Origin of the sequence: Uliginosibacterium sp. sgz301328 (genome assembly GCF_041807905.1) — a bacterium.
Taxonomy (GTDB): Bacteria; Pseudomonadota; Gammaproteobacteria; order Burkholderiales; family Rhodocyclaceae; genus JBGVSA01.
Window position 1 is genome coordinate 1 of sequence record NZ_JBGVSA010000024.1, and the last position, 22,970, is coordinate 22,970.

Here is a 22,970-nt window from a genome sequence, read left to right on the forward strand (position 1 = left end):
GGCCTGCGGCCGATCCCCTGCGCTGCGCGGCCGAGAAGGCAGTGCGGCGTTCGTCGCTACGCTCCTCAGACAGTCCTCGCCGACCCCGCTGCGCGGGGCAACCTTCTCGCCCTGTGCTGCTCGGCGACGCTGAATGGGGAGCCCACATCACGCAGCATGGTTGTTCAGACGAACAGCAAAAGCCCCTGTTTCTGAATGCTTGTGTTTCCGCTGGCGCTCTCGCCAATCAAACGTCGTTGCTGATCGAACGACGCCAATAGTTCGAGTGTGGCGGATGGCGCTTCGCTTCTTAGTCCGACGCACTACCGCAACATCTGAAACCTCACTGCGCTTGTTGCATGCGCTTTGCGGTACACGCACGGTGCGCCACACACAATGAAGAGGCTCTAGCTCCATGCACTTCGAGGTGTTTGCTATGGCCGGCCCCTTTTGAGCCGCCGAGCAACGCAGGCAAGTCAGGTTGCGGCGAAGCCGTCGGCGAGGACTGTCTGAGGAGCGTTAGCGACGAGTTCCGCAGCCGCCTGACTTGACGAGTAGCGCAGGGGACCAGCCGCAGGCTGGCGGCGATGCAGGGGTCGCTTTCTTGGTGACTTCTTTGTCGATAACAAAGAAGTTACTCGCCCGCCGGGGCGAACTCCCGGCCGTCGGGCATCAGCAGTCGAAGCTATCGCCGCCGCTAACCCCGACCAGCGAGCACATGCGGTCGCGCATGAATTGACCCGATCAAACCTGCCGCCTGAGTTCCGCAGGCGCCACCTTCATCATCCCCCGATACTTCGAAACCGTCCTCCGCGCCACGATCACGCCCTGATCGGCAAGCATCTGCGTGAGCGACACATCGGACAACGGCGCATCGGCCGGCTCGGCTTCGATCATCTCCTTCAACAGCGCGCGAATCGCCGCCGCTGAACATTTGCCGCCCGTGTCCGTTGCGAGTTCGCGTGAGAAGAAATGGCGGAATTCAAAGATGCCGCGCGGCGTGGCCATGTACTTGTTGCTCGTCGCGCGCGAGACCGTGGATTCATGGATGCCGAGTTCGTCGGCGATCTGCCGCAGCACGAGCGGTTTGAGCGCGACGTCCCCGTAATCGAAGAACGTGCGCTGCCGCGTGACGATGGCCTGGGCCACGCGCTGGATGGTGACGAAACGCTGCTCGGCATTGCGCAACAGCCAGTGCGCCTCCTGCAACTGCTGCGCAAGCGGGGCGCGATCGGCGCATTGCGCGCGCTGGAACATCTGTGCGTAGGTCTTGTTCAGACGGGCGCGCGGCATGAGTGCAGGATTGGCTGATGCGATCCATTTGCCGTGGCTCTTGTGCACGATCACGTCCGGCACGATGTAATCGGCCAGTTGCGCGTTGAATGCCGCTCCGGGGCGCGGTTCGAGCTTCCTGATCAGCGCGAAGGCCGCTTGAAGTTCCTGCGAGTCGCACTCCAGGTTGCGGCGCAGTTCGACACTGTCGCGCGCGGCGAGCCGGCCGAGGTGATGTTGCACGATGCATGTCGCCAGGGCATGGATGCGGTCCTTTTCCGGCATTGCGGCCAGTTGCAGTGCCAGGCATTCGGACAGATTGCGCGCGCCTACGCCCACCGGTTCCATGCTCTGTACGAGATGCAACGCTGCCTGTAATTCATCCAGTTCGACGGCCTCGCCGTCGGCGTTGACCTCGTCGACCACCAGCGCGGCAAGTTCTTCGAGGCTGTCGCGCAGGTATCCGTCGTCGTCGAGCGAATCGATGATCAGCACGGCGAGCGCACGGTCGCGCTCCGACAGGCGATAGGCTCGCAACTCCTGGTAGAGATGTTCGCGCAGGTTGGGCGATTCGCTCATCCATTCGGTGAAGTCGCTGGTACGTTCGGTGCCGTCGTGCTTGCGCGACGCGGTCACTTCCTCCATCGGTTCGAGATCGAAATCGTTGGACTCGGGACCCGCCGCGGCGTCGTCAACCTCTGCTTCCGGGGCGGGTGCCGCGACAGTCTCCGAATCGATGGGTGCGTACGCCGCATCGAGCGATCCATCGCCGTTGACGGGCGTTTCTTCGCCGACCTGCTCGTCTTCTTCCAGGAAAGGATTGGTGACCAGTGCATCACGCAGCTCCTGAATGAATTCGAGCGACGAAAGCTGCAAGAGCTTGACGGACTGTTGCAGCCGTGGGGTCAGGGACATGTGCTGCTTGGCGCGCAGATCGAGGGTGGGTTGCATGTCGGAGGCTCCGTCTCATTGGTATCGTTGAGCTGCACTAGCGAGGGCTGTGCCACTTTCCCGACAGCGGCGCGGGCATGCGGCCTGCGGGCAGAACGGTGTCCGCGTGCAGGGCGCGAAAACCTCGCCCGTGGCGCTGTTTCGCTGCACATCTGACCCGCCCGGTGTAAGTTTTACGCGGCACGTCTACGCGCCGATGGCGCCCTCCAGACACGACGACCTCCTACCGCGGCATGCGACTTGCGTCGACTTCCCTGACGATGTCGCACGACATTGCATCGCGCGTTTCGTCTCCGACACCGACAGATACAGGAGGCAAAAATGGCGAGCCAATATCCCGGCTATCCACAGCGTTACCCGCAAGATCCGCAGGATCGCGAAGACACCCGGACACGCTCGGGCGAGGACAGGGCATGGGGCCGAGATCCTCTCTCCCGGCACGAATACGCATCCCCCGCAGAGGGGCGGCAATCCTCGGAATACGGACGTGGCAGAGACCGCCCCGAGTACCCGATGTCCGGCGGCTACGTGGGACAGGACGATGCTTTCGCCACGGAATCCAATCCAGAGGGTTTCCGTCCGGATGCGCGTTCCGAAGCGTGGCGTCGCGAGCGCGAACGAGAGATGCGATCGAACGAACTGCGCGATCGGTATGAGAGTCAGCAGCGCCACCGTCCTACGCAATCGCGCGAGCGCAGCCATTACGAAGCGGCATTCGGCGGCTTTGAACGTGCGCCGGACTTTCGTGATGCGGGGCGAGTGACGCGCGCCAGCCAGTCGAGCTTCATGCCCGACACGTTCGATGAGCGCAGCGATATGAGCTACGACCAGTGGGTCCGCGGCCAACAGGGCGATTTCCGTCGATCCGACCAGCGCGGTGCCGGCGGGCAGGATTGGCAGGACGCCTACCAGACGCGCACCCATTACGCGGGCGCAGGGCTGGAGCGCGGTTCTCAGGCGCGAGAGCGCAAGGGACCCAAGGGTTACACGCGTTCGGACGATCGCTTGCGCGAGGACATCTGCGAACGCCTGACCTTTGCGCACCACCTCGACGTGAGCGACGTCAGCGTCACGGTGCAGGACGGCAAGGTCACGCTCGAGGGCACGGTGCCCGACCGCCGCAGCAAGCACGCCATCGAAGACGTGGTGGACGAAAGCTGGGGTGTGCGCGAGATCGACAACCGTGTACGTATTGCACGACAGGGATCGTTTGAAGAAAGCCAGAGCATGTCGCGCGTCAGCGAGCAGGTCAGCGAAGGGCTGGGCGCATCGCGCTCGCAAGCCGCTGCCTCGCTCGCAAGCGACGCCGCCGGCGGGCCGACTTCGATCGGCGCTTCGTCGGCCTCCACGCAGGGCGACGCCAGTGCGTTGCCCGACAGGAAGAAGTAGCCAGGACGGGACATTTCCCGTTTTTTCCGTGCCAGGGACCTCATCGAGGTCCATCCATAGAAGAGAAGGAGATCACCCATGAAAAAGACCCTGATTCACAGCATGATGGTTGCCCTCTTTGTCGGCGGTTCCGGTGTCGCGCTGGCCGCCGGTGACACGAGCACCACGCAGAAGATGGAGAGCGCCAAGGACAAGACGGTGCAGTACGTCGATGACTCGGCCGTGACGACCAAGGTGAAGGCAGCACTCGCCAAGGACAGCACGACGAAGGCGCATGAGATCAAGGTCGAGACCACCCACGGCGTGGTCAATCTGAGCGGCGAAGTCGCCACGCAGACAGAGATCAGCCGCGCCGGCGAGATCGCACGCAACATCAGCGGCGTGCAGGCGGTGCAGAACGACCTGCGCCTCAAGGCCAACTGAGGGCGAGCGTTCGACGGGCATGCGGGTTGCTCGGAATACCGCGTGAGCGGCATCGAGCGGCGTTTCGACGACTCGCATCCCAAGCATCACGAAATGACACAAGCATCTGGAAAGGAGTACGCATCATGGCAATCAGTTCTGGTTCCTACGACTCGACAGGAATGGGCACGCGGGGCGCCAATATCGTCGGCGGTCGCGAGAACTTGTCGGGGCCTGGTCCCGAGATCATGGCCGCCGACACTCTCGAAGGCGATGAAGTGGTGAACCTGGAGGGCGACAAGCTCGGCAAGATCCAGGACATCATGCTCGATGTGCCGCATGGGCGCATCGCCTACGCGGTCCTGTCGTCGGGCGGCTTCCTTGGCATGGGCGACACCCTGCACGCCATTCCATGGAGCGCGCTGACCATGGACGCCGATCAGAAGTGTTTCGTGCTCGACGTCGAAAAGGATCGCTTCCGCGACGCACCGGGATTCGACAAGGATCACTGGCCTTCAATGGCCGACGCAAGCTGGGCGCAGGAAGTGCATCAGTATTACAACCGTTCGCCGTACTGGGACTCGCCGCTGCCTTGAGCGCGGCTCAGCACTGAAAGGCGACCACGCCCGTCCCCTGCCAAAGGCGGGGATGGGCGTTTTTCCATTCGGCGGGCCATCGGCACAGATCGCACATCGCGTGTACGAATTGCAGCGTGGCAAGTGATTCGCGCGCGATACAACGGGTGCACGCGCCCGCGAATGCTGTCATTTCTGCGGTTGCCGCGCGGTTTTCGCGTTTCCGGCCCCGTGGGCACGGTCCCTGCATTCATAGCGGTCTCTTGCTACGGCATCCCCCCGAAACGACGCACAAAAGGACTCAAAGATGAGCACCAAGATTGCATTCATCAGCGCCCGCCACGCTCCGTTCGACATCGACGGCGACATTGAAGTCGGCGCACCCCTGTCCCATCTGGCGGCCCTTGGTTGCAGGATCGACGTATTCACCTGCCGGCGCGATCCGCAGGATAACGTGGTCACCGAGCCGTACGCGGGCGTGCGGGTGATCAATGTCCCCGTGAGCAGTTGCGACTGCGAGTCACAGACCGTACTCAATGAGTTCGCGGATTTCGTAGTCGATTTTGTCGGCAATGAGCGACGGCCCTACGACCTCGTTCATGCGCAGGGCAGCGCGTCCGGGTGGATCGGCATGCAGTTGCAGCAGACGCTGAATCTGCCGCTGGTGGCGGCCATTCCCAGCGTCGCCAAGACGCAGCGCGTCCTGGGGGACAGCGCACAGGTCCGCCGCCAGGAGCGTATCGCCATCCAGAAGTCGCTAGTTGCCCGTGCCGACGTGCTTGTCGCCCAGGACCTACAGTCGGCCGACGACCTGGTAACAGTGTGCGGCGCCGAGCGCGACCGCGTAGTCCAGATGCCGTACGGCATCGACGCCGACGCGTTCGGGCCGGACGTGCGCGCTGCGGCGCGCGATGCACTGCACTGGCCGGTACGCGACTTCATGGCATTGCACATGGTGGGTGGATCGCTTGTCGGCGTCGAGGACATGGTGCGGGCCATTGCGGCGCTGCGCCGTACTTTCCACATCGACGCGCGCTTGTGTCTGGCAATGCCGGTCTCGCGGTTCGTCTCGGTCGTCAACGGGCAGGAGGTCGACCGTTTGCTGGCACTGGCGGCCGAGTTGCAGGTGGAGGACCAGGTCTTCGTGCAGCCATGGCAGACACAACGCGAGCTGCAAATCCTGTTCAGCGCAGCCGACGTCTACGTCGCTGGGCCCAGCGGCCGCGCGGGAGCCGGCACCTTGCGCGCAATGAGCTGCGGCGTGCCTGTTCTGGCGATGTCCGCTGAGCATGCCGGCAGCATGGTGGTGGAGGGCGAGACGGGTTACTCGGTGGCGCCCGATCATCCGGACGCGCTGGCCGAGCGGCTTTTCGTGCTGGCACAGGATCCCCTGCATCGCTTCGCACTGGGCACCGCCGCGCGCTTGCGCGCACGCGAGCGCTTTGCCGCGGCGGATGTCGCGCGCCGCCTGATGGGTTTGTACGCTCGCGTGGCTGCAGCGCCGGTCCGGCGCGAACGTGCTTCGCAACCCAGTGCGAGCGCCATCAATGTGGCGGTGTGAGAGTGATTGAATCCATGCCCTGCGCCCGACATCAGGAGCGCGGGCACGGAATCTGCGGCGAGCATGGCATGGGGCCACCAGGCCCGCTTGCATGACAGGAGAGTCACCATGCCTTTGAAATCCGGTAAGAGCAGAGAAACCATCAGCAAGAACATCAAGACGCTCGTCCATGAGTATGAGGACGAAGGCAAGATCGGCGCGAGCCATCCGCCGAGCAAGAAGCGCGCGGTCAAGCAGGCGGTGGCGATTTCGCTCAAGAAGGCCGGTGTGTCGCGTAGCCAGGTCGGCAACCGGCGCGCATCGGGCAAGACCAGTCACGGCGGCCGCTCGCACCACTGATGGCGGGCCGACCGATGACAACGAGCGAAACCATCAATCCGCCACAACATCAATCGCATCGACCGGGCAGTGAATCGGAGATGACGCCGGCGCCGCAGAGTGAGCCGCGCAGCGACCGTGCGCGCGGCAAGCTCGACGGCAAGGTGGCGATCATCACCGGCGGAGACAGCGGAATCGGGCGGGCCGTGGCCGTGGCTTTTGCGCGCGAGGGTGCGCAGGTCGCCATCGTCTATCTCGAAGAGGAAGAGGACGCGAGCGAGACTGTCCGCATGGTCGAAGCCGAAGGCGCGCGTTGCCTGCGGCTCGCGGGCGACATGGGCGACACGGCATTCGCGTCGGAGGTGATCGAGCAGACGCTCGAAGCTTTTGGCAAGATCGACGTGCTGGTCAACAACGCTGGCGAACAGCATCCCCAGAAGTCGATCGAAGAGATCGACGCAGAGCAACTCGAAAACACCTTCCGCACCAATGTCTTCTCGATGTTCTACCTTACGCAGGCGGCATTGCCGCATTTGCGGGAGGGCGCATCGATCATCAATACGGCGTCCGTGACGGCGTATCGCGGCAATCCGAAACTGCTGGACTATGCCGCTTCAAAAGGTGCGATCGTGGCTTTCACGCGATCCTTGTCGCACCAATTGGTGCCCAAGGGCATCCGCGTCAACGCGGTCGCGCCAGGGCCTGTGTGGACGCCGCTCATTCCATCGACATTCACGGCCGAAGAGGTCGCCAGCTTTGGCGGCAACACGCCGATGAAGCGTCCCGGTCAACCCGCAGAGATCGCGCCCTGTTTCGTTTTCCTCGCGTGTGAGGATTCCAGCTACATGAGCGGACAGGTGCTGCATCCCAACGGTGGCGAAGTCGTCAACGGATGACGCGCGGGAATCAATGCATGCCTGCGCCGCGCGTAGCCTGTCGACCCGGTAGCGAGCGGGGCCGACCATGAGCGCGGCTAACCTGATCGGGTGGGGAAGCGCATGCATTCTGCTGGCGACGATGGTGCGGCAGGTCATTACGCAATGGCGCTCGGGCTCAACCCAGGGCGTATCGCGCTGGCTGTTCGTCGGTCAGCTTGCGGCATCCAGCGGATTCACGGCTTACAGCGTGGCGACGGGCGACGTGGTTTTTGTGCTCACCAACGCGCTGATGGTGGCCAACGCCCTGATCGGTCAATGCATCTACGTGCGCAACCGGCGCCGAGCAAAATCGTCCACGGCTGCGGCGTCTTACTCGGCGGCGCGTCCTTGATAGGTTTCGAGGCGGTTATAGAGCGTCTTGAGACTGATGCCTAGCGCGCGCGCGGCCTGGCGCTTATCGCCTTCGAAATGCTTGAGTGTTGCGAAGATGAACTCGCGCTGCGCATCGGCCAGCGGTGTGCCGATCGGCACGCTCATGAGGCCGTCGCGCACGCTCGGTCGACGTGTCTTGGTGTTGGCATACGGGTCGGCCAGTTCCACCTGGTCGTCGCTCATGATGTAGGCGCGATGGATGGTGTTGCGAAGTTCGCGCACATTGCCCGGCCATTGGTAGCCGCGCACGATATCCAGCGCGCGGCGCGAGAAAACCTTGTCGGTGTTGCCGCTGCGGTTCAGTTCGTCCAGAAAGTGTCGTGCCAGCAATTCGACGTCATCGCCCCGTTCGCGCAGGGGCGGCACGCGGATCAGCACGACTGCCAGGCGGTAGAGCAGGTCTTCGCGGAAATGGCCTTCGGCAACGGCCACGTCGGGCGCGCGATTGCTGGCGGCGATGATGCGCATGTCGACGTTGATCAGGTCGGTGCCGCCGACGCGATGGAAGCTGTTGCTCTCGAGCACGCGCAGCAGCTTGACCTGCATTTCGGCGTTCATCTCGGTCACTTCGTCGAGAAAGACGGTGCCGGTCGACGCGTGTTCGAAATAGCCGATGTGCTGCGCGATGGCGCCGGTGAACGAGCCTTTTTCATGGCCGAACAACTCGGCTTCGACGAGCGTGGCTGGAATGGCTCCACAGTTCACCGGGATGAAAGGCTTGGCGTGCCGCAGGCTGCGCTCATGGATAGTCTTGGCGATCAGTTCCTTGCCAGTCCCGGATTCACCGATGATCAGGACCGACGCATCGGTGCGCGCCACGCGCTCGATCTGGCGATACAGCTCGCGCATGGCGGGCGAGCCGCCGAACAGCACGCCGAAGTGCTGTTGTTCGTCGGTGCGCGCGACGGCGTGCTCGGTGGGGCGCTCGGGAGTGGGCGAGAGGGTCGGCATGAATGGAAAGGCGGTATCTCGTTGGCAGATCGAAATTCATCCTACGCCTTTTGGCGACATACGGCGCAGAGGCGTGCAGGAGAACCGTTGTCGTCCAAAGGATGACATGGCGACTGCCCGGAAGTGCAGGGCAAGGCATGTAGAACTTACCTCGAAGGGCAAGGTCGGACAGGGAGCGATGCCCAATGCAGCGCGCTCTGGCGCGGGCATCCAGGCATGGCACAGAAGCTGCATCCACACTGACATGACACTTACGGGAGGTCCTGAGCATGAGCGAGGCAAGCGAGCAATTCGTGGCAAGCAAGCGCCGCGTATCGAAGAACTTCAAGGAACTGATCGGCAGCGCCGAAGAACTCGTCCGGGCCGCCGGCGCCTATTCGGGCGAAGGCGTGGCCGCGGCGCGCAGTCAGTTGCAGGCGCAACTGGACGTGCTCAAGGCGCAGGCCGCCGAAGTCGAATCCACGGCGCGCGACAAATGCCGCCAGGTCAGCCAGAACGCCGACGCCTACGTGCACGACAATCCATGGAACGCGGTCGGACTGGCCGCCGCATTCGGATTCGTTGTCGGCATCCTGGTCAGCCGTCGCTGACAACTCGCCTGAAGGGAGCCGGACATGAATAGAGTCTGTTCCACGCTGACGGCGGCTGCGGTCGGTGCGATCGCCGCGATCGCCTATTTGTCCTGCGCGCACCAGTCAAGTCAAAAGCGTGCGGGACGTCCATCGTCCGGCGGCCCGCAATCCCTCAATCGGTGGGAAGGCGAAGGCGGATCGGTCCCGGACATCGATGAAGGGCGACTGCGCTCGCTCGATGGTGTGCCGGGCACCTGAGCCCTTTCGGGTCGGTTCGCTCAGGCGCATCGACCCGAAGATATCCACAGCCTGCGTTGCGGATTCTTTCGCAGGACCGCAGTTTGTCCTACAAAACCTGTCGCCATATCACGGCACCATACTCCTGACGGATACAGTCGATTGCCGATATCGGTATAAGCCTGTTCCGGTGCCTGGGTGCGCGTGATGTGCTTCCGGGCCGCTGGCCCGACCTGCAATGGTGGCGCCGCTGGCATGGCGCCGGCGCACCGCGGCACGTCCGGCAGCACACCCCAATTCATCAGGAGCCCGCCGATCCATGCCTCACGCCCTTATCGTCGATGACGACGCTGACACGCGCTCGGCTCTGACCGAGCTGATTGCCGCGGAAGGGTTCACCATCGACGCTGCGGCCGACATGCGCGAAGCGCGAATCCATCTGGTCCGCCGCACTCCCGATGTGGTCCTGACCGACCTGAAGCTGCCGGACGGCTCGGGGCTCGACCTGTTCCAGGAGTTCGAGCCGTCCGACGCGGTCGAACTCGTGGTGATGACGGGTTACGCCAGTGTCGACAGCGCGGTCGACGCACTGCGCCAGGGGGCGGCCGACTATCTTGTCAAACCGGTGAATTTCCAGCGGCTGCAGATGATCCTCGACCGGGTGCCGCGTACCGGCGACCTCAAGGCCGAGATCGGTCTGCTGCGCGGCGAACTGCGCCGCTTCGGTCGCTTCGGCCGCATGCTGGGCAACTCATCGGCGATGCAGACCCTGTATGACCAGATTGCCCGCGTGGCACCTACTGGTGCCACCGTGTTGCTGGTCGGCGAGAGCGGCACCGGCAAGGAGCTGGCCGCCCAATCGATCCACGACATGTCGCTGCGCCGCAAGCAGGCATTCCTGCCCGTCAACTGCGGCGCGATCTCGCCCAATCTGATCGAAAGCGAAATGTTCGGCCACGAGCGAGGCAGTTTCACGGGGGCGGACCGCCTGCATCGCGGCTACTTCGAGCGCGCCGACGGCGGCACGCTGTTCCTCGACGAAATCACTGAGATGCCGATGGAGCTGCAGGTGAAACTGCTGCGCGTGCTGGAAACCGGATTCTTCATGCGGGTCGGCACCAACAAGGAAATCTCCGCTGACGTGCGGGTGATCGCCGCCACCAACCGCGATCCCGAAGAAGCCGTCGCCGAAGGCCGTCTGCGTGCCGACCTGTATCACCGGCTCAACGTGTTTCCGCTGCATCTGCCGGCGCTGCGAGAACGGGGCGACGACGTCAAACTGCTGGCACAGAGCTTTCTCGACGAGCTCAACCAGCAGCACGACACGCAGAAGCGCTTTCCGCCGCAGGCGCTCGAAGTGCTGTCATCTCACAGTTGGCCGGGCAACGTGCGCGAGCTGCGCAACTACGTGCAGCGCGCCTATATCATGGCCGAGGAAAACTCCATCGAAACGGCTTCGGTGCCGCTGCATATTTCGCCCGCCCGCGCCACCGCCGGCACCATGCTGATGGTGCCCGTCGGGACGTCGCTGGCCGAGGCGGACCGGCAGATCATCCTCGCCACGCTGGAGCAGTGCGGCGGCGTCAAGAAGCGGGCGGCGGAAATTCTCGGTATCAGCCTCAAGACCCTCTACAACCGTCTGGAGGAATACGGGGGCACGGGCGGCAGCGTCGATGCCGCCGGCTCGCTGGCCTGAAGCGGGCACGCCCGTTGCTGCAAATGCATCGATACACACCGAGAGGAGTCCCGCCCATGTCGCAACGATTTCCCATGGGTGCCATCATTCCGCCCAACAATCCGGTGACGGATCCGCCCATCGATCCAATGGAAGACCCCATCGTGCCGCCGGTAGGCGATCCGCCGCCGCCATCCCCTCCCGAGCCCGGCGAGCCGCCGCCCGATCCGGCGCCAGTGCCGCCGATTCCGCCGGGCGAGCCAGCTTGAGCAGTACAGAGGAACCCACACCAACCGCTTACCGCCAAGTGAGCATGACTGAACAGAACTGGTCGGCTTATGCCTTTATGCCTGCGCTGGTCCGCGTCACTGACGCGGCCGGCGAGGCCGTGTACTTCAATCCGGCGTGGACGCGTTTCACCGGTCGCGACGAAGCGAGCGAATTCGATGGCGGGTGGTTGCACGGCGTACATCCCGACGACATGAGCCACCTGCAGGCCTGCTGCATCGAGTCGCTCGCACAGACAGCACCTTACCGTCTGCGCTACCGCCTGAGCCATGCCGAGGGCGGCTATCGCGTGGTCAATGAACGCGGCGCGCCGTGGTTCGACGCGCAGGGCGAATTCGGTGGACTCGTGAGCGTGGCAACTGAACTGGGCGAGGATGAGGCCGAGCATGCTTCCGAGCGCATCGCCGGTGCCTGCGAACAGGTCATGATGCTCATCTCGCATGACCTGCGCTCGCCACTCAATGGCATCCAGAGCTGGATGCACGTGCTCGAATCCCGCATTTCGCAAGCGCCCCCCATCGTCACACGCGCGCTCGACGGCATCCGCAACGGCGTGCGCCGACAGGTGGTGCTGCTCGACGATCTGCAGGACGCCATCACCGTGCTCTCCAACCGCGTCACCCTGCGCCCGCTGGTCATCCCCCTCAACGCTGCCGTCTCCGTGGCGCTCACGCATCTGCGGGAGCAGATCGAAGAGCGTCAGCTCAAGCTCGAAACGAGGCTCCAAGCGGCGCACGACAAGATCCAGGCGGACCCGGAACGCGTCGAACTGCTCGTCGGCAAGCTGCTGCACCTGGCGGTAAAGGCGAGCGTGCCCGGGCAGGCGCTGTGCGTGATGACAGAGGATGTCGGCGACATGGTGCGCCTGACGATCGCCGACGAAAGCCGCGGTGTGGACCCGGCGTTGCTGCCGATCCTGCTCGATCCCTTCCGGCAGGGGGACGGCGAGCCGATCCGCTCGGGAGGGCTCGATCTGGCGGTGGCGCGCAAGCTTACGCAGTTGCAGGACGGCGCGTTCGAGGCGCATACGTCGGCGGAGGGGATGAGGTATGTGGTGAGTTTTCCGCGCCAGGAACGGGGGTAAGGTAGGCAAAAGGTGGGAGCCCTTTCTTGCTTGACGCTTCGCCGTTCCTGGCTGGTCACGATTGCGTGAAAGGCAAAACCCCTGTTCCCGGGTGCCTGCGTGCCGGCAGGCATCTTCACCAATCGAATGTCGTTGCTGACTGAGCAACACATCAGCTCGCAACAGGCGGATGACGCTTGGCTTTTCCGCCTTACTCGCATCAAGCAGCACGCTGTCGATGAAGGGTCTTTAGCCCCACGCAGTTCGAGGTGTGAGCTATGGGTAGCGCCCTGAGCCGCCAAGGGCCGTAGGGCCGAAGAGCGAAAGCGTCATCCGACATTGCATTCCATGCGCGTGGAGCTGAAAGGCCCTTCATGCCTGCGCTCGGTTGTTCGCGCCTGGTCTTGACTGCTGACGTACGTTGGCCGGGAGTTCGCCCCGGCGGGCGAGTCACTTTCTGGTTTCCGACCGTCGGCCTGCGGCCGATCCCCTGCGCTGCGCGGTCGAGAAGGCGGCTGTGGAACTCGTCGCTACGCTCCTCAGACAGTCGTCGCCGACCCCGCTACGCGGGGCAACCTTCTCGCCCCGTGCTGCTCGGCGACGCTGAATGGGGTGCCGACATCAGTCAGCATGGTTGTTCGGAGGAAAGGCAAGGGCCCCTTTTCCAGATACTCCCGTCCCGGGTTTGGTGAGTACTTTCAGTAATCGAACGTCGTTGCGAGTCGAACAACGCGCCGGTTCAACTCATGGCGGATGACGCTTCGCTCTTCCACCCTACGCGGTATTCAAGATCTCGCTAGGCTTTGTGCTACTCGTATGGGTGAAGCGGCCCCAACTCCACGCATATCAAGGTGCAAGCTATCGGCGGCCCCATTCGAGCCGGCGAACAACGCAGCCCGGTCAGGTTGCCGCCGACAGACCAAGGTGGATGCAAAAGGGCGCCCATGGGGCAATCCCAGTCCCCCTCTAGCCCGCCAAAACCTTCCGCAAGAGCCGGCTTACATGTGCCGCCACATCATCCGGACTCACGGGTTTTTCCAGGTGCAATTGAAAGCCCGCCCGCCGTCCCCGATCGCGATCCTCCGGCCGCCCATAGGCCGTCACCGCCACCGCCGGTACGGGCGCGATGCCGGCGAGTGATTCTGCGTGGCGGATCTTTTCCATCATCCAGTAACCGTCACGTTGTGGCAGTCCGATGTCCGATACGAGCGCCTGCGGCGGTTCGCGCTTGAATTCGTCCAGGGCCGACATTGCCGTGGCCGCGGTCCGGACGGTCGAGCCATGGCGGCGGAAGGTGGCGGCCAGCGCTTCCGAAATGTCTGGGTCGTCTTCGACGATGAGGATATTGGCGCCTTCGAGTTCGTGGAAGCGATCGGGGTCCTGCGCGACGATCGTGCCGGATGCAGTGCGGCGTTCGCCACCGGACGGTTCGAGATCGCTCGGCAGGTACAGTCGGATGGTCGTGCCTTGTCCTTCGCCACGGCTTTCCGCCTGGATGCGGCCACCGTGGATTTCGACGATGCTGCGCGCGATGGCCAGCCCCAGGCCGAGACCGCCCTGTGCGCGCCGGATGGAGGCGTCGGCCTGGCGGAAGCGGTCGAAGAGATAGCCGATGAATTCCGGAGAAATGCCTTTGCCCGTATCCGTGAAGCTGATCTCCGCCTCGGTGTCGTGCTGGCGCAGGACGGTGTGGATACGTCCGCCCGTGGGCGTGAACTTCACGGCATTGGAGTAGATGTTGTCGAAGACCTGCCGCAGCCGGCTGGCATCCGCCCACATGAGGCGCGCCTCGGGTTCGAGTTCGGTGGTCAGGCGGATGCCTTTCCGTTCCGCGACGGCCCGCACGTTCTCCGTGCATTCGCGCAGCAGTTGCGCGGGATCGAGGATGTCGCGTTCGAGCCGCAGCTTGCCGGCCACGATGGAGGACACGTCAAGGATGTCGTCGACCAGCCGGGCCTGCGCACGCACGTTGTTCTGGATGATCATCAGCCCCCGCGCGAGGCTTTGCGGATCGGTCACCCGCGTGAGCGCTTCGGCCCAGCCCATGATGGCGTTGAGCGGGCCGCGCAGTTCGTGCGAGACGGTGGCCAGGAATTCGTCCTTCATGCGCGTCGCTTCCTCGGCCTGCTCGCGCGCAGCCTGGGCGACGATCAGCAGGCGTTCGCGTTCGCGCTCGCTGCGTGCCTCGCGGAAGACGAGCACCACGCCTTCGATGCTGCCGTCGCTACGAAAGATCGGCGCGGCGCTGTCGCCGATGGGCGTTTCGGTGCCGTCGCGGGCGACCAGCAGGGTGTGGTTGCTCAGCCCCACGATGGCGCCGGAGCGCAACACACGCTGGTGCGGACTCAGCGCCGGCTCGCGCGTATCCTCGTTGACGATCTCGAATACTTCTTCCAGCGCGCGGCCGCGGGCGTCGTCCGCAGTCCATCCGGTCAGGGTTTCTGCGGTCGGGTTGAGAAAGCGCACCTTGCCGCCGCCGTCGGTCGCTATGACGGCGTCACCGATGCTCTGGAGCGTCACTTCCAGCCACTCCCGCTGGACCTGCTCGCGTTCGTGCAGGACGCTGATCTTGGCGCGCGCGCGTGCCTGCGCGACGGCCAGTAAGGCCACCGCCAGGCCGGTGATGAAGAACGCCGCGAGTCCGGCAGCCGCTTCGCCATCGGGCAGGGTGAATGAAGGCTCCGGCTGAACGAAGAAAATCCATGCGGCGGCCGTCGATAGACCGACCGACAGGAATGCCGCGCGCACGGTGCCGATCCAGCACACGGCGGCGATGGCGGGGTAGTAGGCCGCGTAGGGCAGGCGCGTACCGAAGTGGGAGTCCAGTGCCTGGCGGATCAACGTGGCCACGCCGACGGCCACGAGCGCCAGCAGAAAGTCGCCCAGCGGAGCCGGGCGGCCGTGGTGCGGGGGCTTGGCATGCGGGCTCATGTATCGCTTTCGCAGCCCGGCATCCGCTTGAGCAGGTCGAGCAATTCGGCGGGCTCCACCGGCTTGACCAGATGTGCCGAGAAACCCGCCTCGCGCGAACGCGCATGGTCGGCATCCTCGCTCCAGCCCGTCATGGCGATAATGGGAATGGACCGGCCCCAGGGCGTGGCGCGCATGCGTCGACAGGTTTCGTACCCATCCATGTCGGGCATGCCGATGTCCAGCAGCACGACGGTCGGCAGTTGTTCGGCGCCGACTTGCAGCGCTTGCGGGCCGCTGGTGGCGGTGGCCGTTTCGAAGCCGGCCAGCTCGAGCAGCATGGCCAGGCTTTCGGTGGCATCCGCGTTATCGTCGACCAGCAGCACGCGGCAAATCGATTCAGACTGAGAAGTGTCGAGCTGCATCATGGTTCGCGCTTGACGGGGCGTGGTCGTGCCGATGCATGCCAAAGGGAACCACGGCGCTCAAGTGTGTTCAACGGTTTCATAAGACCCCGATCCTGGGTGGCCACGGGCGAAGCACGACAGCGATGCAAATCGCAGGCCAATTTCGTGCGAGGAAGCAATGGCTTTCGTGTTCGCGGCGCTGCACTGTCTGAGCATTCGCAATGTGTGAACGAAAACCCGCCCGAGGCATGGTTTTTGCACGTGCACACGCAACCGCGCCGTACTAATTTGTCATGATGAGGAGGCGGATCGGGGGAATCCCACATCGCCGGATACCGCGAGGACGCTTGTAATTTGTACACGCTGCACTTGCATTTTGTCGTCCGGCATCCGCATTGCCAGGACCATGGGGCGCGCCCGGCGGCGCGTCGTCACACGTGAGGAGGGGGCAAGGGTGGAACGCGCAGGACTGCCATGGCCGAGCGATGCCGAACGGGTTCTACATGCAGCCGGCACCGGCTCGCTGCTGTCCGACCACGATATCTATCTGTTCCGCCAGGGGGCGTTGCAGCACATGCACGGACACCTTGGCGCCCATCTGGTGCCACACGACGCCGAATCGCGGGCGATCTTTTCCGTGTGGGCACCCAATGCCGAGTCGGTCAGCGTCATCGGCGACTTCAATGGCTGGAACGCCGAGACAGGCCGCCTGAAGGTTCGGCCTGACGGCTCCGGCATCTGGGAAGGCGTGCTCGCCGGGGTTCATCACGGCGACCGCTACAAGTACCGCGTCCGCTCGCGCGTCGGGGGATACGAATCCGACAAGGCCGATCCGCTGGCCTTCTGCATGGAAGAGCCGCCGCGCACCGCATCGCGCGTGTGGGATCTCGGCTACGACTGGCAGGACGGCGACTGGATGCGCGATCGGGGGCGGCACAATGCGCTCGACGCGCCGATCTCGATCTACGAGGTGCATCTCGGCTCCTGGCGCGGCTGGCGGGACGGACGGCGCTTCCTGAACTACCGCGAGCTGGCCCACGAGCTGGCCGACTACGTCACCGAGATGGGCTTCACCCACGTCGAAGTCATGCCGGTGACCGAGCACCCGTTCTACGGATCGTGGGGTTATCAGACGACGTCGTACTTTGCTCCGACGGCGCGCTATGGCACGCCGCAGGATTTCATGTACTTCGTCGACGTGCTGCATCAGCGCGGCATTGGCGTGATCCTCGATTGGGTGCCTTCGCACTTCCCCAACGATGCCCACGGCCTGTACGAATTCGACGGCACGCACCTGTATGAGCACGCCGATCCGCGTCAGGGCTACCACCCGGAATGGAACACGCCGATCTTCAACTACGGCCGCAACGAGGTGAAGGGCTTTCTCATCAGCAGCGCGCTGTTCTGGCTGGAGACGTATCACGTCGACATGTTGCGTGTGGATGCGGTGGCGTCGATGCTGTATCTGGACTATGCCCGCAAGCCCGGCGAGTGGGTGCCCAATCGCCACGGCGGACGCGAAAACCTCGAAGCCGTCGACTTCATCCGCGAGCTGAATGCGGCGGTCTATCGCGACCATCCCGACGTTCAGACCATCGCCGAGGAATCCACCGCGTGGCCCAACGTGTCGCGCCCGACCTGGCTCGGCGGCCTGGGGTTCGGGCTCAAATGGAACATGGGCTGGATGCACGACACGCTCAAGTATTTTTCGCGCGAGGGCATCCATCGGCGCTACCACCACGGCGAGCTCACTTTCAGCCTGTGGTATGCCTTCAACGAGAACTTCGTCCTGCCGCTCTCGCACGACGAAGTGGTCTATGGCAAGCGTTCGCTCATCGAAAAACAGCCAGGGGATGACTGGCAGAAATTCGCCGGCCTGCGTGCCATGTTCGGCTTCATGTGGGCGCATCCGGGCAAGAAGCTTCTGTTCATGGGCGGAGAGTTTGGCCAGCGCCGCGAGTGGCAGCACGAAGAAGTGCTCGAGTGGTTCGTTCTGCAATATCCGCTGCACGCGGGCCTGCAGCGCTGGGTGGCGGACTTGAACCGCTATTACCGGAGCGCGCCCGCGCTGTACGAGGTGGACTTCACCAGTGAAGGTTTCGAGTGGATCGACTGCGACGATCACGAGAACAGTGTTGTGGTGATGCTGCGTCGGCCGCGCGCCGGCGGCCCGAACGTGATCGCGGCCTGCAATTTCACCACCGTGCCGCGCGTGCGGCACCGCATCGGCGTGCCGAACGCGGGCTGGTGGCGCGAAGTCCTCAATAGCGATGCGCCCACGTACGGCGGCAGCGGCATGGGCAATTTCGGCGGCGTGTCGGCGCAGGAGTTCGGTGCGCACGGCCGTCCGTTCAGCGTCGAACTGACCTTGCCGCCCCTGTCGGTCGTGTTGCTGGAGAGCGCCCAATGAACGCACCCGCCACCAATCCGCTTGCCGATCCCGGGCTGTCGGGCCGCCATGAAAATCCGGCCGCCACGCAGCCGGAACTGGGCCCACCGGCGACCGCGCAACCGGAATGGGGACTGGAGCCGACGTGGTACAAGGACGCCATCATCTACCAGCTGCACGTCAAGGCTTTCTTCGACAGCAATGGCGACGGCATCGGGGATTTTCCCGGGCTCACCGAAAAGCTCGAATACATCAAGGACCTGGGCGTCAACACGCTGTGGCTGCTGCCGTTCTATCCTTCGCCCTTGCGCGACGACGGCTATGACATCGCCGACTACCGCAACGTCCACCCCTCCTACGGCACGATGGCCGACTTCCGCAACTTCATCCGGCAGGCGCATCGCCTCGGGCTGAAGGTGGTCACGGAGCTGGTCATCAACCATACCTCCGACCAGCACCCGTGGTTCCAGGCGGCACGCCATGCACCGGCAGGATCGGCCAAGCGCAACTACTACGTGTGGAGCGATACGGACAAGAAGTGGCCGGAGACGCGCATCATCTTCACCGATACCGAGCAGTCCAACTGGGCGTGGGACCCGGTCGCCAAGGCGTACTACTGGCATCGCTTCTTCTCGCACCAGCCCGACCTGAATTTCGGCAACCCGAACGTGGTGCGCGCAGTGATGCGCGTGATGCGCTACTGGTTCGACATGGGCGTGGACGCCATGCGTCTGGACGCGATTCCGTACCTGTGCGAACGCGACGGTACCAACAACGAGAATCTGCCCGAGACCCACGTGGTGCTCAAGCAGTTGCGCACCGAACTGGATCGCCTGTATCCGGACAAATGCTTCCTGGCCGAGGTGAATCAATGGCCGGAAGACGTGCGCGAATACTTCGGCAACGGCGACGAGTGCCACATGGCCTACCACTTTCCGCTGATGCCGCGTATCTACATGGCGGTGGCGGAAGAGGACCGGCACCCGATCCTCGACATCATGTCGCAGACGCCGGACATCCCCGAGAACTGCCAGTGGGCGATCTTCCTGCGCAACCACGACGAACTGACGCTTGAGATGGTCACCGAGCGCGAGCGCGATGCCATGTACCGCATCTACGCCACCGACCCACGCATGCGCATCAACGTCGGCATCCGACGTCGGCTCGCTCCGCTGATGGAGCAGAACATCCGCAAGATCGAGCTGGTCAACAGCCTGCTGATGTCGATCATCGGTTCGCCGATCCTGTATTACGGCGACGAGATCGGCATGGGCGACAACTTCTATCTGGGCGATCGCGACGGCGTGCGCACGCCGATGCAGTGGAGTCCGGACCGCAACGCAGGCTTTTCGCGCGCCGACCCGCAGCGCCTGTACCTGCCGCCGATCATGGACCCGGTATACGGGTATGAGTCGGTCAACGTCGAAGCCCAGTTGCGCAGCGCCTCGTCGTTGCTCAACTGGACGCGCCGATTGATCGCGGTGCGCAAGGCGTACCCGGCATTCGGGCGCGGGCAACTGGAATTCCTTCGCCCCGGCAACCGCAAGGTGCTGGCCTATGTGCGCCGCTTCGACGGAGAAGTCATCCTGTGCGTGGCCAACCTCGGGCGTTCGGCGCAGCCGGTGGAACTCGATCTTTCCGAGTTCGCCGGGCGGGTTCCGCTGGAACTGATGGGGCGTACCGCGTTTCCGCCCATCGGCGACCTGCCGTACCTGCTCACGATGCCGGCCTGGGGCTTCTACTGGTTCCTGCTGACCACCGATCAACAAGGGCCGGACTGGCACGACAACCGTCCCACCCGAACGGATTTCCCCGTGCTGGTGATTCCCGATGGGCTGCAGGCATTGCTGGCCGGCCCGTCGGACGATCCGGGTGGACTGCGCGCGCTGATGGCGCGGCGCGTGCGCGAGCAGCTCGAACACGAAGTGCTGCCATCCTTCCTCGGTTCGCATAGCTGGTTCAACGGTCAGCGTTCCGACGTGGCCGACCTGCACCTGCTGGAGCGTGGCGAATGGAACACCTCGCACGGTCGCTGGTTGCTCGCCATCGCGCGCCTGCATACGCACGACGGCGTCGAGCAGACCTACGCCATGCCGCTATCGTTGGCCTGGGAGGACGAGGACTACGAGCGCACGCAGGCACTGGCGCGCAGCACCATGGCCCGCGTGCGGCAGCATGCGCGCGTGGGCGTGCTGTATGACGCGTTCTGGGATGACGCCTTCTGCCGCAGTCTCATCGAAGGTATGGCGGAAGATGCGCAGTACGCCTTCCAGAACGGGCAACTGGAGTTCTCGCATACCAGTGCGTTCAGCGACGTTCTCGGCCGCCAGCCGGGCCCCTTTACGCATCCGCCGTCGGAAGAGCGCAACACCATGGTCTATTACGGCGACAAGCTGGCGCTCAAGGGCTATCGACGCCTGCGGTGGGGAGTCGGGCCGGAGTACGAGCTGGGCAAGTACCTCACCGAAGTCGCCCACTTCCCGTACACAGCGCCTTTGCTGGGTGCACTGCACTATCGCGCCGCCACGGGTGAGCTGGTTGCGCTGGCGGTATTGCAGGCCTATGTCGACCATCAAGGGTCCCTGCGTGACTATACGGTGGAGTACCTCGGCCGCTACATGGAACGCAGTCTTCCGCTGGGGACGCCGGTGGCGGGCGAGGTCTCGGAACTGGAACCTTCGCCGGAAGAACAGCACGTCACCTGGCTGACACTGGTCCGTCGATTGGGCGAACGTACAGCGCAAATGCACCTGGCGCTGGCGGACGCTGCGCGCGCAAAGGACATCGACCACGAAGCCTTCGACCCCGTGCCGCTGGCGGGCGCGCAGATGGCGCTGTGGCAGGAGAGCATGGTGCGGGCGCTGGGCGACACGCTGGACCTGGCGCGTCGCCGCATCGATGCGCTCACGGGCGCCGCGCACGACAGCCTGCGATGGTTCATCAGCGCGGGCGACGAAATCCGGGCCTGGATGCCCAGGATCGATGCGGATGAGCTGGGCCTTGCCATCCGCATCCATGGCGATTTCGATCTTGGACAGGTGCTGTTGCAGGACCATGACTTCGTCATCGTTGACTTTGAAGGAGACCCGACACGTTCGCTCGTCGAACGGCGCATGAAGCGTTCGGTCCTGCGCGACGTGGGCAGCATGTTGCGCTCGTTCGATGCCGTCGCGATCGCAGCGCTCGATCGCAGCACCGCCGAGCGGCCCGAAGACCGCCAGCGTCTGTCGCCGGCCATCGCGCGCTGGATACGCAGCGCGCGCCACGCTTACCTCGAATCCTACGAAGTGGCGCTCGCCGCGCACCCGTTGCTGCCTGCGGATGCCGAAGTGTCGCGCCGGCTGCTCGCGTTGTGCGAGCTGGACGGTGCGCTGGCGCACATTCGCTTCGAGCTGGAGAACCGCCCTGCACAGGCACGCGTGCCGGTGGAAGGGCTGTTCAATCTGTTGCACCCCCACACTGAAGATCTAGAGGAATCATCATGATCGCCGGAAAAAACGTACTCGCATTCGTCATGGCTGGCGGCGAGGGGAACCGTCTCTACCCGCTGACGGCGCATCGTTCCAAACCCTCGGTTCCGTTTGGCGGTCGCCACCGTATCGTCGATTTCGTGTTGAGCAACCTCGTCAACTCAGAGATCAACGCCATCTACTTGCTGGTGCAATACAAGTCGCAGTCGCTGATCGAACACATCCGCAAGTCGTGGACGCTCACTCCGTTCATCCCGCAGCACTTCATCACGGTGGTGCCGCCGCAGATGCACTACGGGCCGGAGTGGTTCCAGGGCACCGCCGATTCGGTGTTCCAGAACATGCACCTCATCGATATCTTCAAGCCCGATCTGGTGGCGGTGTTCGGCGCCGACCACATCTACCGCATGGACGTGCGGCAGATGGTGGAATACCACGTCGAGGTCGGTGCGGATGTGAGCGTGGCGGCACTGCCGGTGCCCGTCACGGCGGCCAGTTCGTTCGGCATCATCCACGTCGACGAGCAGAACACCATCCGCCGCTTCGAGGAAAAACCGCTGCATGCGCCGTCGATGCCCGGCAAGCCGGGCTATGCGCTGGCTTCGATGGGCAACTACATCTTCAACACAGATCTGCTCATGGAGTCGCTTCGGCAGGCGCACGCCTCCGGCGAGAGCGATTTCGGCCGCGACGTGTTGCCGCGGCTGACGCGCAGCCACAAGGTGGTGGCCTACGACTTCAATACCAACCGCGTGCCCGGTCTGGGCGAGTCGGAAGAGCTGGGCTACTGGCGCGATGTTGGCACCATCGAGGCGTATTTCGATGCGCATTTCGACACCATGGGCGAGCGGCCCAAGTTTCACATGACCAACGTGCAGTGGCCGATCTTCGCCAGTCCGGCGCTGTCGGAGTCGGCTCAGGTCATCAGCGGCAAGATCAGCCAGAGCGTGCTGGGCACCGGCAGCATGATCCGCGGTGCGCTGGTCAACCGCAGTGTCTTGCGGCGCGACGTGCTCGTCGAGGAAGACGCCGAAGTCGACAACTGCATCGTCATGGAGCGCACGGTCATCGGCCGGGGCGCCAAGGTGCGCCGCGCCATCATCGATCAGAACAATTTCATCGCACCCGGCGAGCGTATCGGCTACGACATGGCGGCCGACCGCAAGCGCTTCCATGTGAGCGACAGCGGCATCGTCGTCATCGGGCGTGGCCAGCTCACGGTCGAAGGTTCGCCGCAAGGCAAATAGGCTC

At 64.0% G+C, this 22,970-nt stretch carries 19 protein-coding genes; 15 read left to right on the top strand and 4 right to left on the bottom strand.

Translation table 11 applies throughout. From position 1 onward, the window contains the following. Positions 1-723 precede the first annotated feature (723 nt). Positions 724-2,202, bottom strand: a complete 1,479-nt coding sequence (locus ACDA63_RS16185; RefSeq protein ID WP_373664319.1) for an RNA polymerase factor sigma-54 — start codon at positions 2,200-2,202, stop codon at positions 724-726. 513 nt (positions 2,203-2,715) lie between these two features. Here ACDA63_RS16185 and ACDA63_RS16190 point away from each other — a divergent pair. The 7 genes from ACDA63_RS16190 to ACDA63_RS16220 all read left to right on the top strand — a co-directional run bounded on the left by ACDA63_RS16190 (position 2,716) and on the right by ACDA63_RS16220 (position 7,716). After that, complete coding sequence (locus tag ACDA63_RS16190; RefSeq protein ID WP_373664320.1) at positions 2,716-3,591, top strand: BON domain-containing protein; 876 nt, start codon at positions 2,716-2,718, stop codon at positions 3,589-3,591. A gap of 78 nt (positions 3,592-3,669) precedes the next feature. Next, positions 3,670-4,014 (top strand): BON domain-containing protein, encoded by a 345-nt coding sequence (locus ACDA63_RS16195; protein ID WP_373664321.1) that lies wholly within the window; start codon positions 3,670-3,672, stop codon positions 4,012-4,014. A 125-nt stretch (positions 4,015-4,139) separates the two neighbouring features. After that, a complete protein-coding gene (locus tag ACDA63_RS16200) occupies positions 4,140-4,589 on the top strand; it encodes a PRC-barrel domain-containing protein (RefSeq protein WP_373664322.1) in 450 nt (149 codons plus the stop codon). A 286-nt stretch (positions 4,590-4,875) separates the two neighbouring features. After that, complete coding sequence (locus ACDA63_RS16205) at positions 4,876-6,129, top strand: glycosyltransferase (protein WP_373664323.1); 1,254 nt, start codon at positions 4,876-4,878, stop codon at positions 6,127-6,129. A 108-nt stretch (positions 6,130-6,237) separates the two neighbouring features. Beyond that, complete coding sequence (locus ACDA63_RS16210; protein ID WP_373664324.1) at positions 6,238-6,468, top strand: hypothetical protein; 231 nt, start codon at positions 6,238-6,240, stop codon at positions 6,466-6,468. Between the two features lie 14 nt (positions 6,469-6,482). Then, positions 6,483-7,343 (top strand): SDR family oxidoreductase, encoded by an 861-nt coding sequence (locus tag ACDA63_RS16215; RefSeq protein ID WP_373664325.1) that lies wholly within the window; start codon positions 6,483-6,485, stop codon positions 7,341-7,343. Between the two features lie 67 nt (positions 7,344-7,410). After that, positions 7,411-7,716, top strand: coding sequence for a PQ-loop domain-containing transporter (locus ACDA63_RS16220; RefSeq protein ID WP_373664326.1), 306 nt, complete (start codon positions 7,411-7,413; stop codon positions 7,714-7,716). Here ACDA63_RS16220 and ACDA63_RS16225 read toward each other — a convergent pair. Further along, complete coding sequence (locus ACDA63_RS16225) at positions 7,695-8,708, bottom strand: sigma-54 interaction domain-containing protein (protein ID WP_373664327.1); 1,014 nt, start codon at positions 8,706-8,708, stop codon at positions 7,695-7,697. The two genes, ACDA63_RS16220 and ACDA63_RS16225, sit on opposite strands and share 22 nt — an antisense overlap. A gap of 269 nt (positions 8,709-8,977) precedes the next feature. Here ACDA63_RS16225 and ACDA63_RS16230 point away from each other — a divergent pair, with 269 nt between their 5' ends. The 5 genes from ACDA63_RS16230 to ACDA63_RS16250 all read left to right on the top strand — a co-directional run bounded on the left by ACDA63_RS16230 (position 8,978) and on the right by ACDA63_RS16250 (position 12,564). Then, entirely contained in the window at positions 8,978-9,298 is a 321-nt protein-coding gene (locus ACDA63_RS16230; RefSeq protein WP_373664328.1) for a YqjD family protein, read from the top strand. A gap of 24 nt (positions 9,299-9,322) precedes the next feature. Beyond that, positions 9,323-9,538: a hypothetical protein gene (locus tag ACDA63_RS16235; protein ID WP_373664329.1), complete on the top strand. Its 216-nt coding sequence runs from the start codon at positions 9,323-9,325 to the stop codon at positions 9,536-9,538. Positions 9,539-9,836: 298 nt separating this feature from the next. Continuing rightward, the gene (locus tag ACDA63_RS16240; RefSeq protein WP_373664330.1) at positions 9,837-11,213 is read left to right on the top strand and encodes a sigma-54-dependent transcriptional regulator; all 1,377 of its coding nucleotides are present in this window, start codon (positions 9,837-9,839) and stop codon (positions 11,211-11,213) included. A gap of 56 nt (positions 11,214-11,269) precedes the next feature. Continuing rightward, on the top strand, positions 11,270-11,461 hold the full coding sequence (locus ACDA63_RS16245; RefSeq protein WP_373664331.1) for a hypothetical protein: 192 nt from the start codon (positions 11,270-11,272) through the stop codon (positions 11,459-11,461). 44 nt (positions 11,462-11,505) lie between these two features. Then, entirely contained in the window at positions 11,506-12,564 is a 1,059-nt protein-coding gene (locus ACDA63_RS16250) for a PAS domain-containing protein (protein WP_373664332.1), read from the top strand. 945 nt (positions 12,565-13,509) lie between these two features. On the opposite strand, the gene ACDA63_RS16255 is transcribed toward ACDA63_RS16250, so the two are convergent. Together ACDA63_RS16255 and ACDA63_RS16260 are read right to left on the bottom strand one after the other, a co-directional pair. After that, entirely contained in the window at positions 13,510-15,474 is a 1,965-nt protein-coding gene (locus tag ACDA63_RS16255) for an ATP-binding protein (RefSeq protein WP_373664333.1), read from the bottom strand. Continuing rightward, positions 15,471-15,881 (bottom strand): response regulator, encoded by a 411-nt coding sequence (locus tag ACDA63_RS16260; RefSeq protein WP_373664334.1) that lies wholly within the window; start codon positions 15,879-15,881, stop codon positions 15,471-15,473. Before ACDA63_RS16260 ends, ACDA63_RS16255 begins: the two co-directional genes overlap by 4 nt. Before the next feature lie 433 nt (positions 15,882-16,314). Between ACDA63_RS16260 and glgB the strand changes: the two genes are divergently transcribed. The 3 genes from glgB to ACDA63_RS16275 are packed head-to-tail and all read left to right on the top strand — an operon-like array spanning position 16,315 to position 22,966. After that, a complete protein-coding gene (gene glgB, locus ACDA63_RS16265) occupies positions 16,315-18,270 on the top strand; it encodes a 1,4-alpha-glucan branching protein GlgB (RefSeq protein WP_373664335.1) in 1,956 nt (651 codons plus the stop codon). Further along, positions 18,267-21,734: a maltose alpha-D-glucosyltransferase gene (gene treS / locus ACDA63_RS16270; RefSeq protein ID WP_373664336.1), complete on the top strand. Its 3,468-nt coding sequence runs from the start codon at positions 18,267-18,269 to the stop codon at positions 21,732-21,734. Before glgB ends, treS begins: the two co-directional genes overlap by 4 nt. Further along, complete coding sequence (locus ACDA63_RS16275; RefSeq protein WP_373664337.1) at positions 21,731-22,966, top strand: glucose-1-phosphate adenylyltransferase; 1,236 nt, start codon at positions 21,731-21,733, stop codon at positions 22,964-22,966. The genes treS and ACDA63_RS16275 overlap by 4 nt, the downstream gene beginning before the upstream one ends. The last annotated feature ends 4 nt before the right edge of the window (positions 22,967-22,970 follow it).

Excerpts from the sequence above, each read along its gene's own strand:
- ACDA63_RS16185 (WP_373664319.1), bottom strand. The coding sequence starts at position 2,202 with ATGCAACCCACCCTCGATCTGCGCGCCAAGCAGCACATGTCCCTGACC.
- ACDA63_RS16190 (WP_373664320.1), top strand. The coding sequence starts at position 2,716 with ATGTCCGGCGGCTACGTGGGACAGGACGATGCTTTCGCCACGGAATCC.
- ACDA63_RS16195 (WP_373664321.1), top strand. The coding sequence starts at position 3,670 with ATGAAAAAGACCCTGATTCACAGCATGATGGTTGCCCTCTTTGTCGGC.
- ACDA63_RS16200 (WP_373664322.1), top strand. The coding sequence starts at position 4,140 with ATGGCAATCAGTTCTGGTTCCTACGACTCGACAGGAATGGGCACGCGG.
- ACDA63_RS16205 (WP_373664323.1), top strand. The coding sequence starts at position 4,876 with ATGAGCACCAAGATTGCATTCATCAGCGCCCGCCACGCTCCGTTCGAC.
- ACDA63_RS16210 (WP_373664324.1), top strand. The coding sequence starts at position 6,238 with ATGCCTTTGAAATCCGGTAAGAGCAGAGAAACCATCAGCAAGAACATC.
- ACDA63_RS16215 (WP_373664325.1), top strand. The coding sequence starts at position 6,483 with ATGACAACGAGCGAAACCATCAATCCGCCACAACATCAATCGCATCGA.
- ACDA63_RS16220 (WP_373664326.1), top strand. The coding sequence starts at position 7,411 with ATGAGCGCGGCTAACCTGATCGGGTGGGGAAGCGCATGCATTCTGCTG.
- ACDA63_RS16225 (WP_373664327.1), bottom strand. The coding sequence starts at position 8,708 with ATGCCGACCCTCTCGCCCACTCCCGAGCGCCCCACCGAGCACGCCGTC.
- ACDA63_RS16230 (WP_373664328.1), top strand. The coding sequence starts at position 8,978 with ATGAGCGAGGCAAGCGAGCAATTCGTGGCAAGCAAGCGCCGCGTATCG.
- ACDA63_RS16235 (WP_373664329.1), top strand. The coding sequence starts at position 9,323 with ATGAATAGAGTCTGTTCCACGCTGACGGCGGCTGCGGTCGGTGCGATC.
- ACDA63_RS16240 (WP_373664330.1), top strand. The coding sequence starts at position 9,837 with ATGCCTCACGCCCTTATCGTCGATGACGACGCTGACACGCGCTCGGCT.
- ACDA63_RS16245 (WP_373664331.1), top strand. The coding sequence starts at position 11,270 with ATGTCGCAACGATTTCCCATGGGTGCCATCATTCCGCCCAACAATCCG.
- ACDA63_RS16250 (WP_373664332.1), top strand. The coding sequence starts at position 11,506 with ATGACTGAACAGAACTGGTCGGCTTATGCCTTTATGCCTGCGCTGGTC.
- ACDA63_RS16255 (WP_373664333.1), bottom strand. The coding sequence starts at position 15,474 with ATGAGCCCGCATGCCAAGCCCCCGCACCACGGCCGCCCGGCTCCGCTG.
- ACDA63_RS16260 (WP_373664334.1), bottom strand. The coding sequence starts at position 15,881 with ATGATGCAGCTCGACACTTCTCAGTCTGAATCGATTTGCCGCGTGCTG.
- treS (WP_373664336.1), top strand. The coding sequence starts at position 18,267 with ATGAACGCACCCGCCACCAATCCGCTTGCCGATCCCGGGCTGTCGGGC.
- ACDA63_RS16275 (WP_373664337.1), top strand. The coding sequence starts at position 21,731 with ATGATCGCCGGAAAAAACGTACTCGCATTCGTCATGGCTGGCGGCGAG.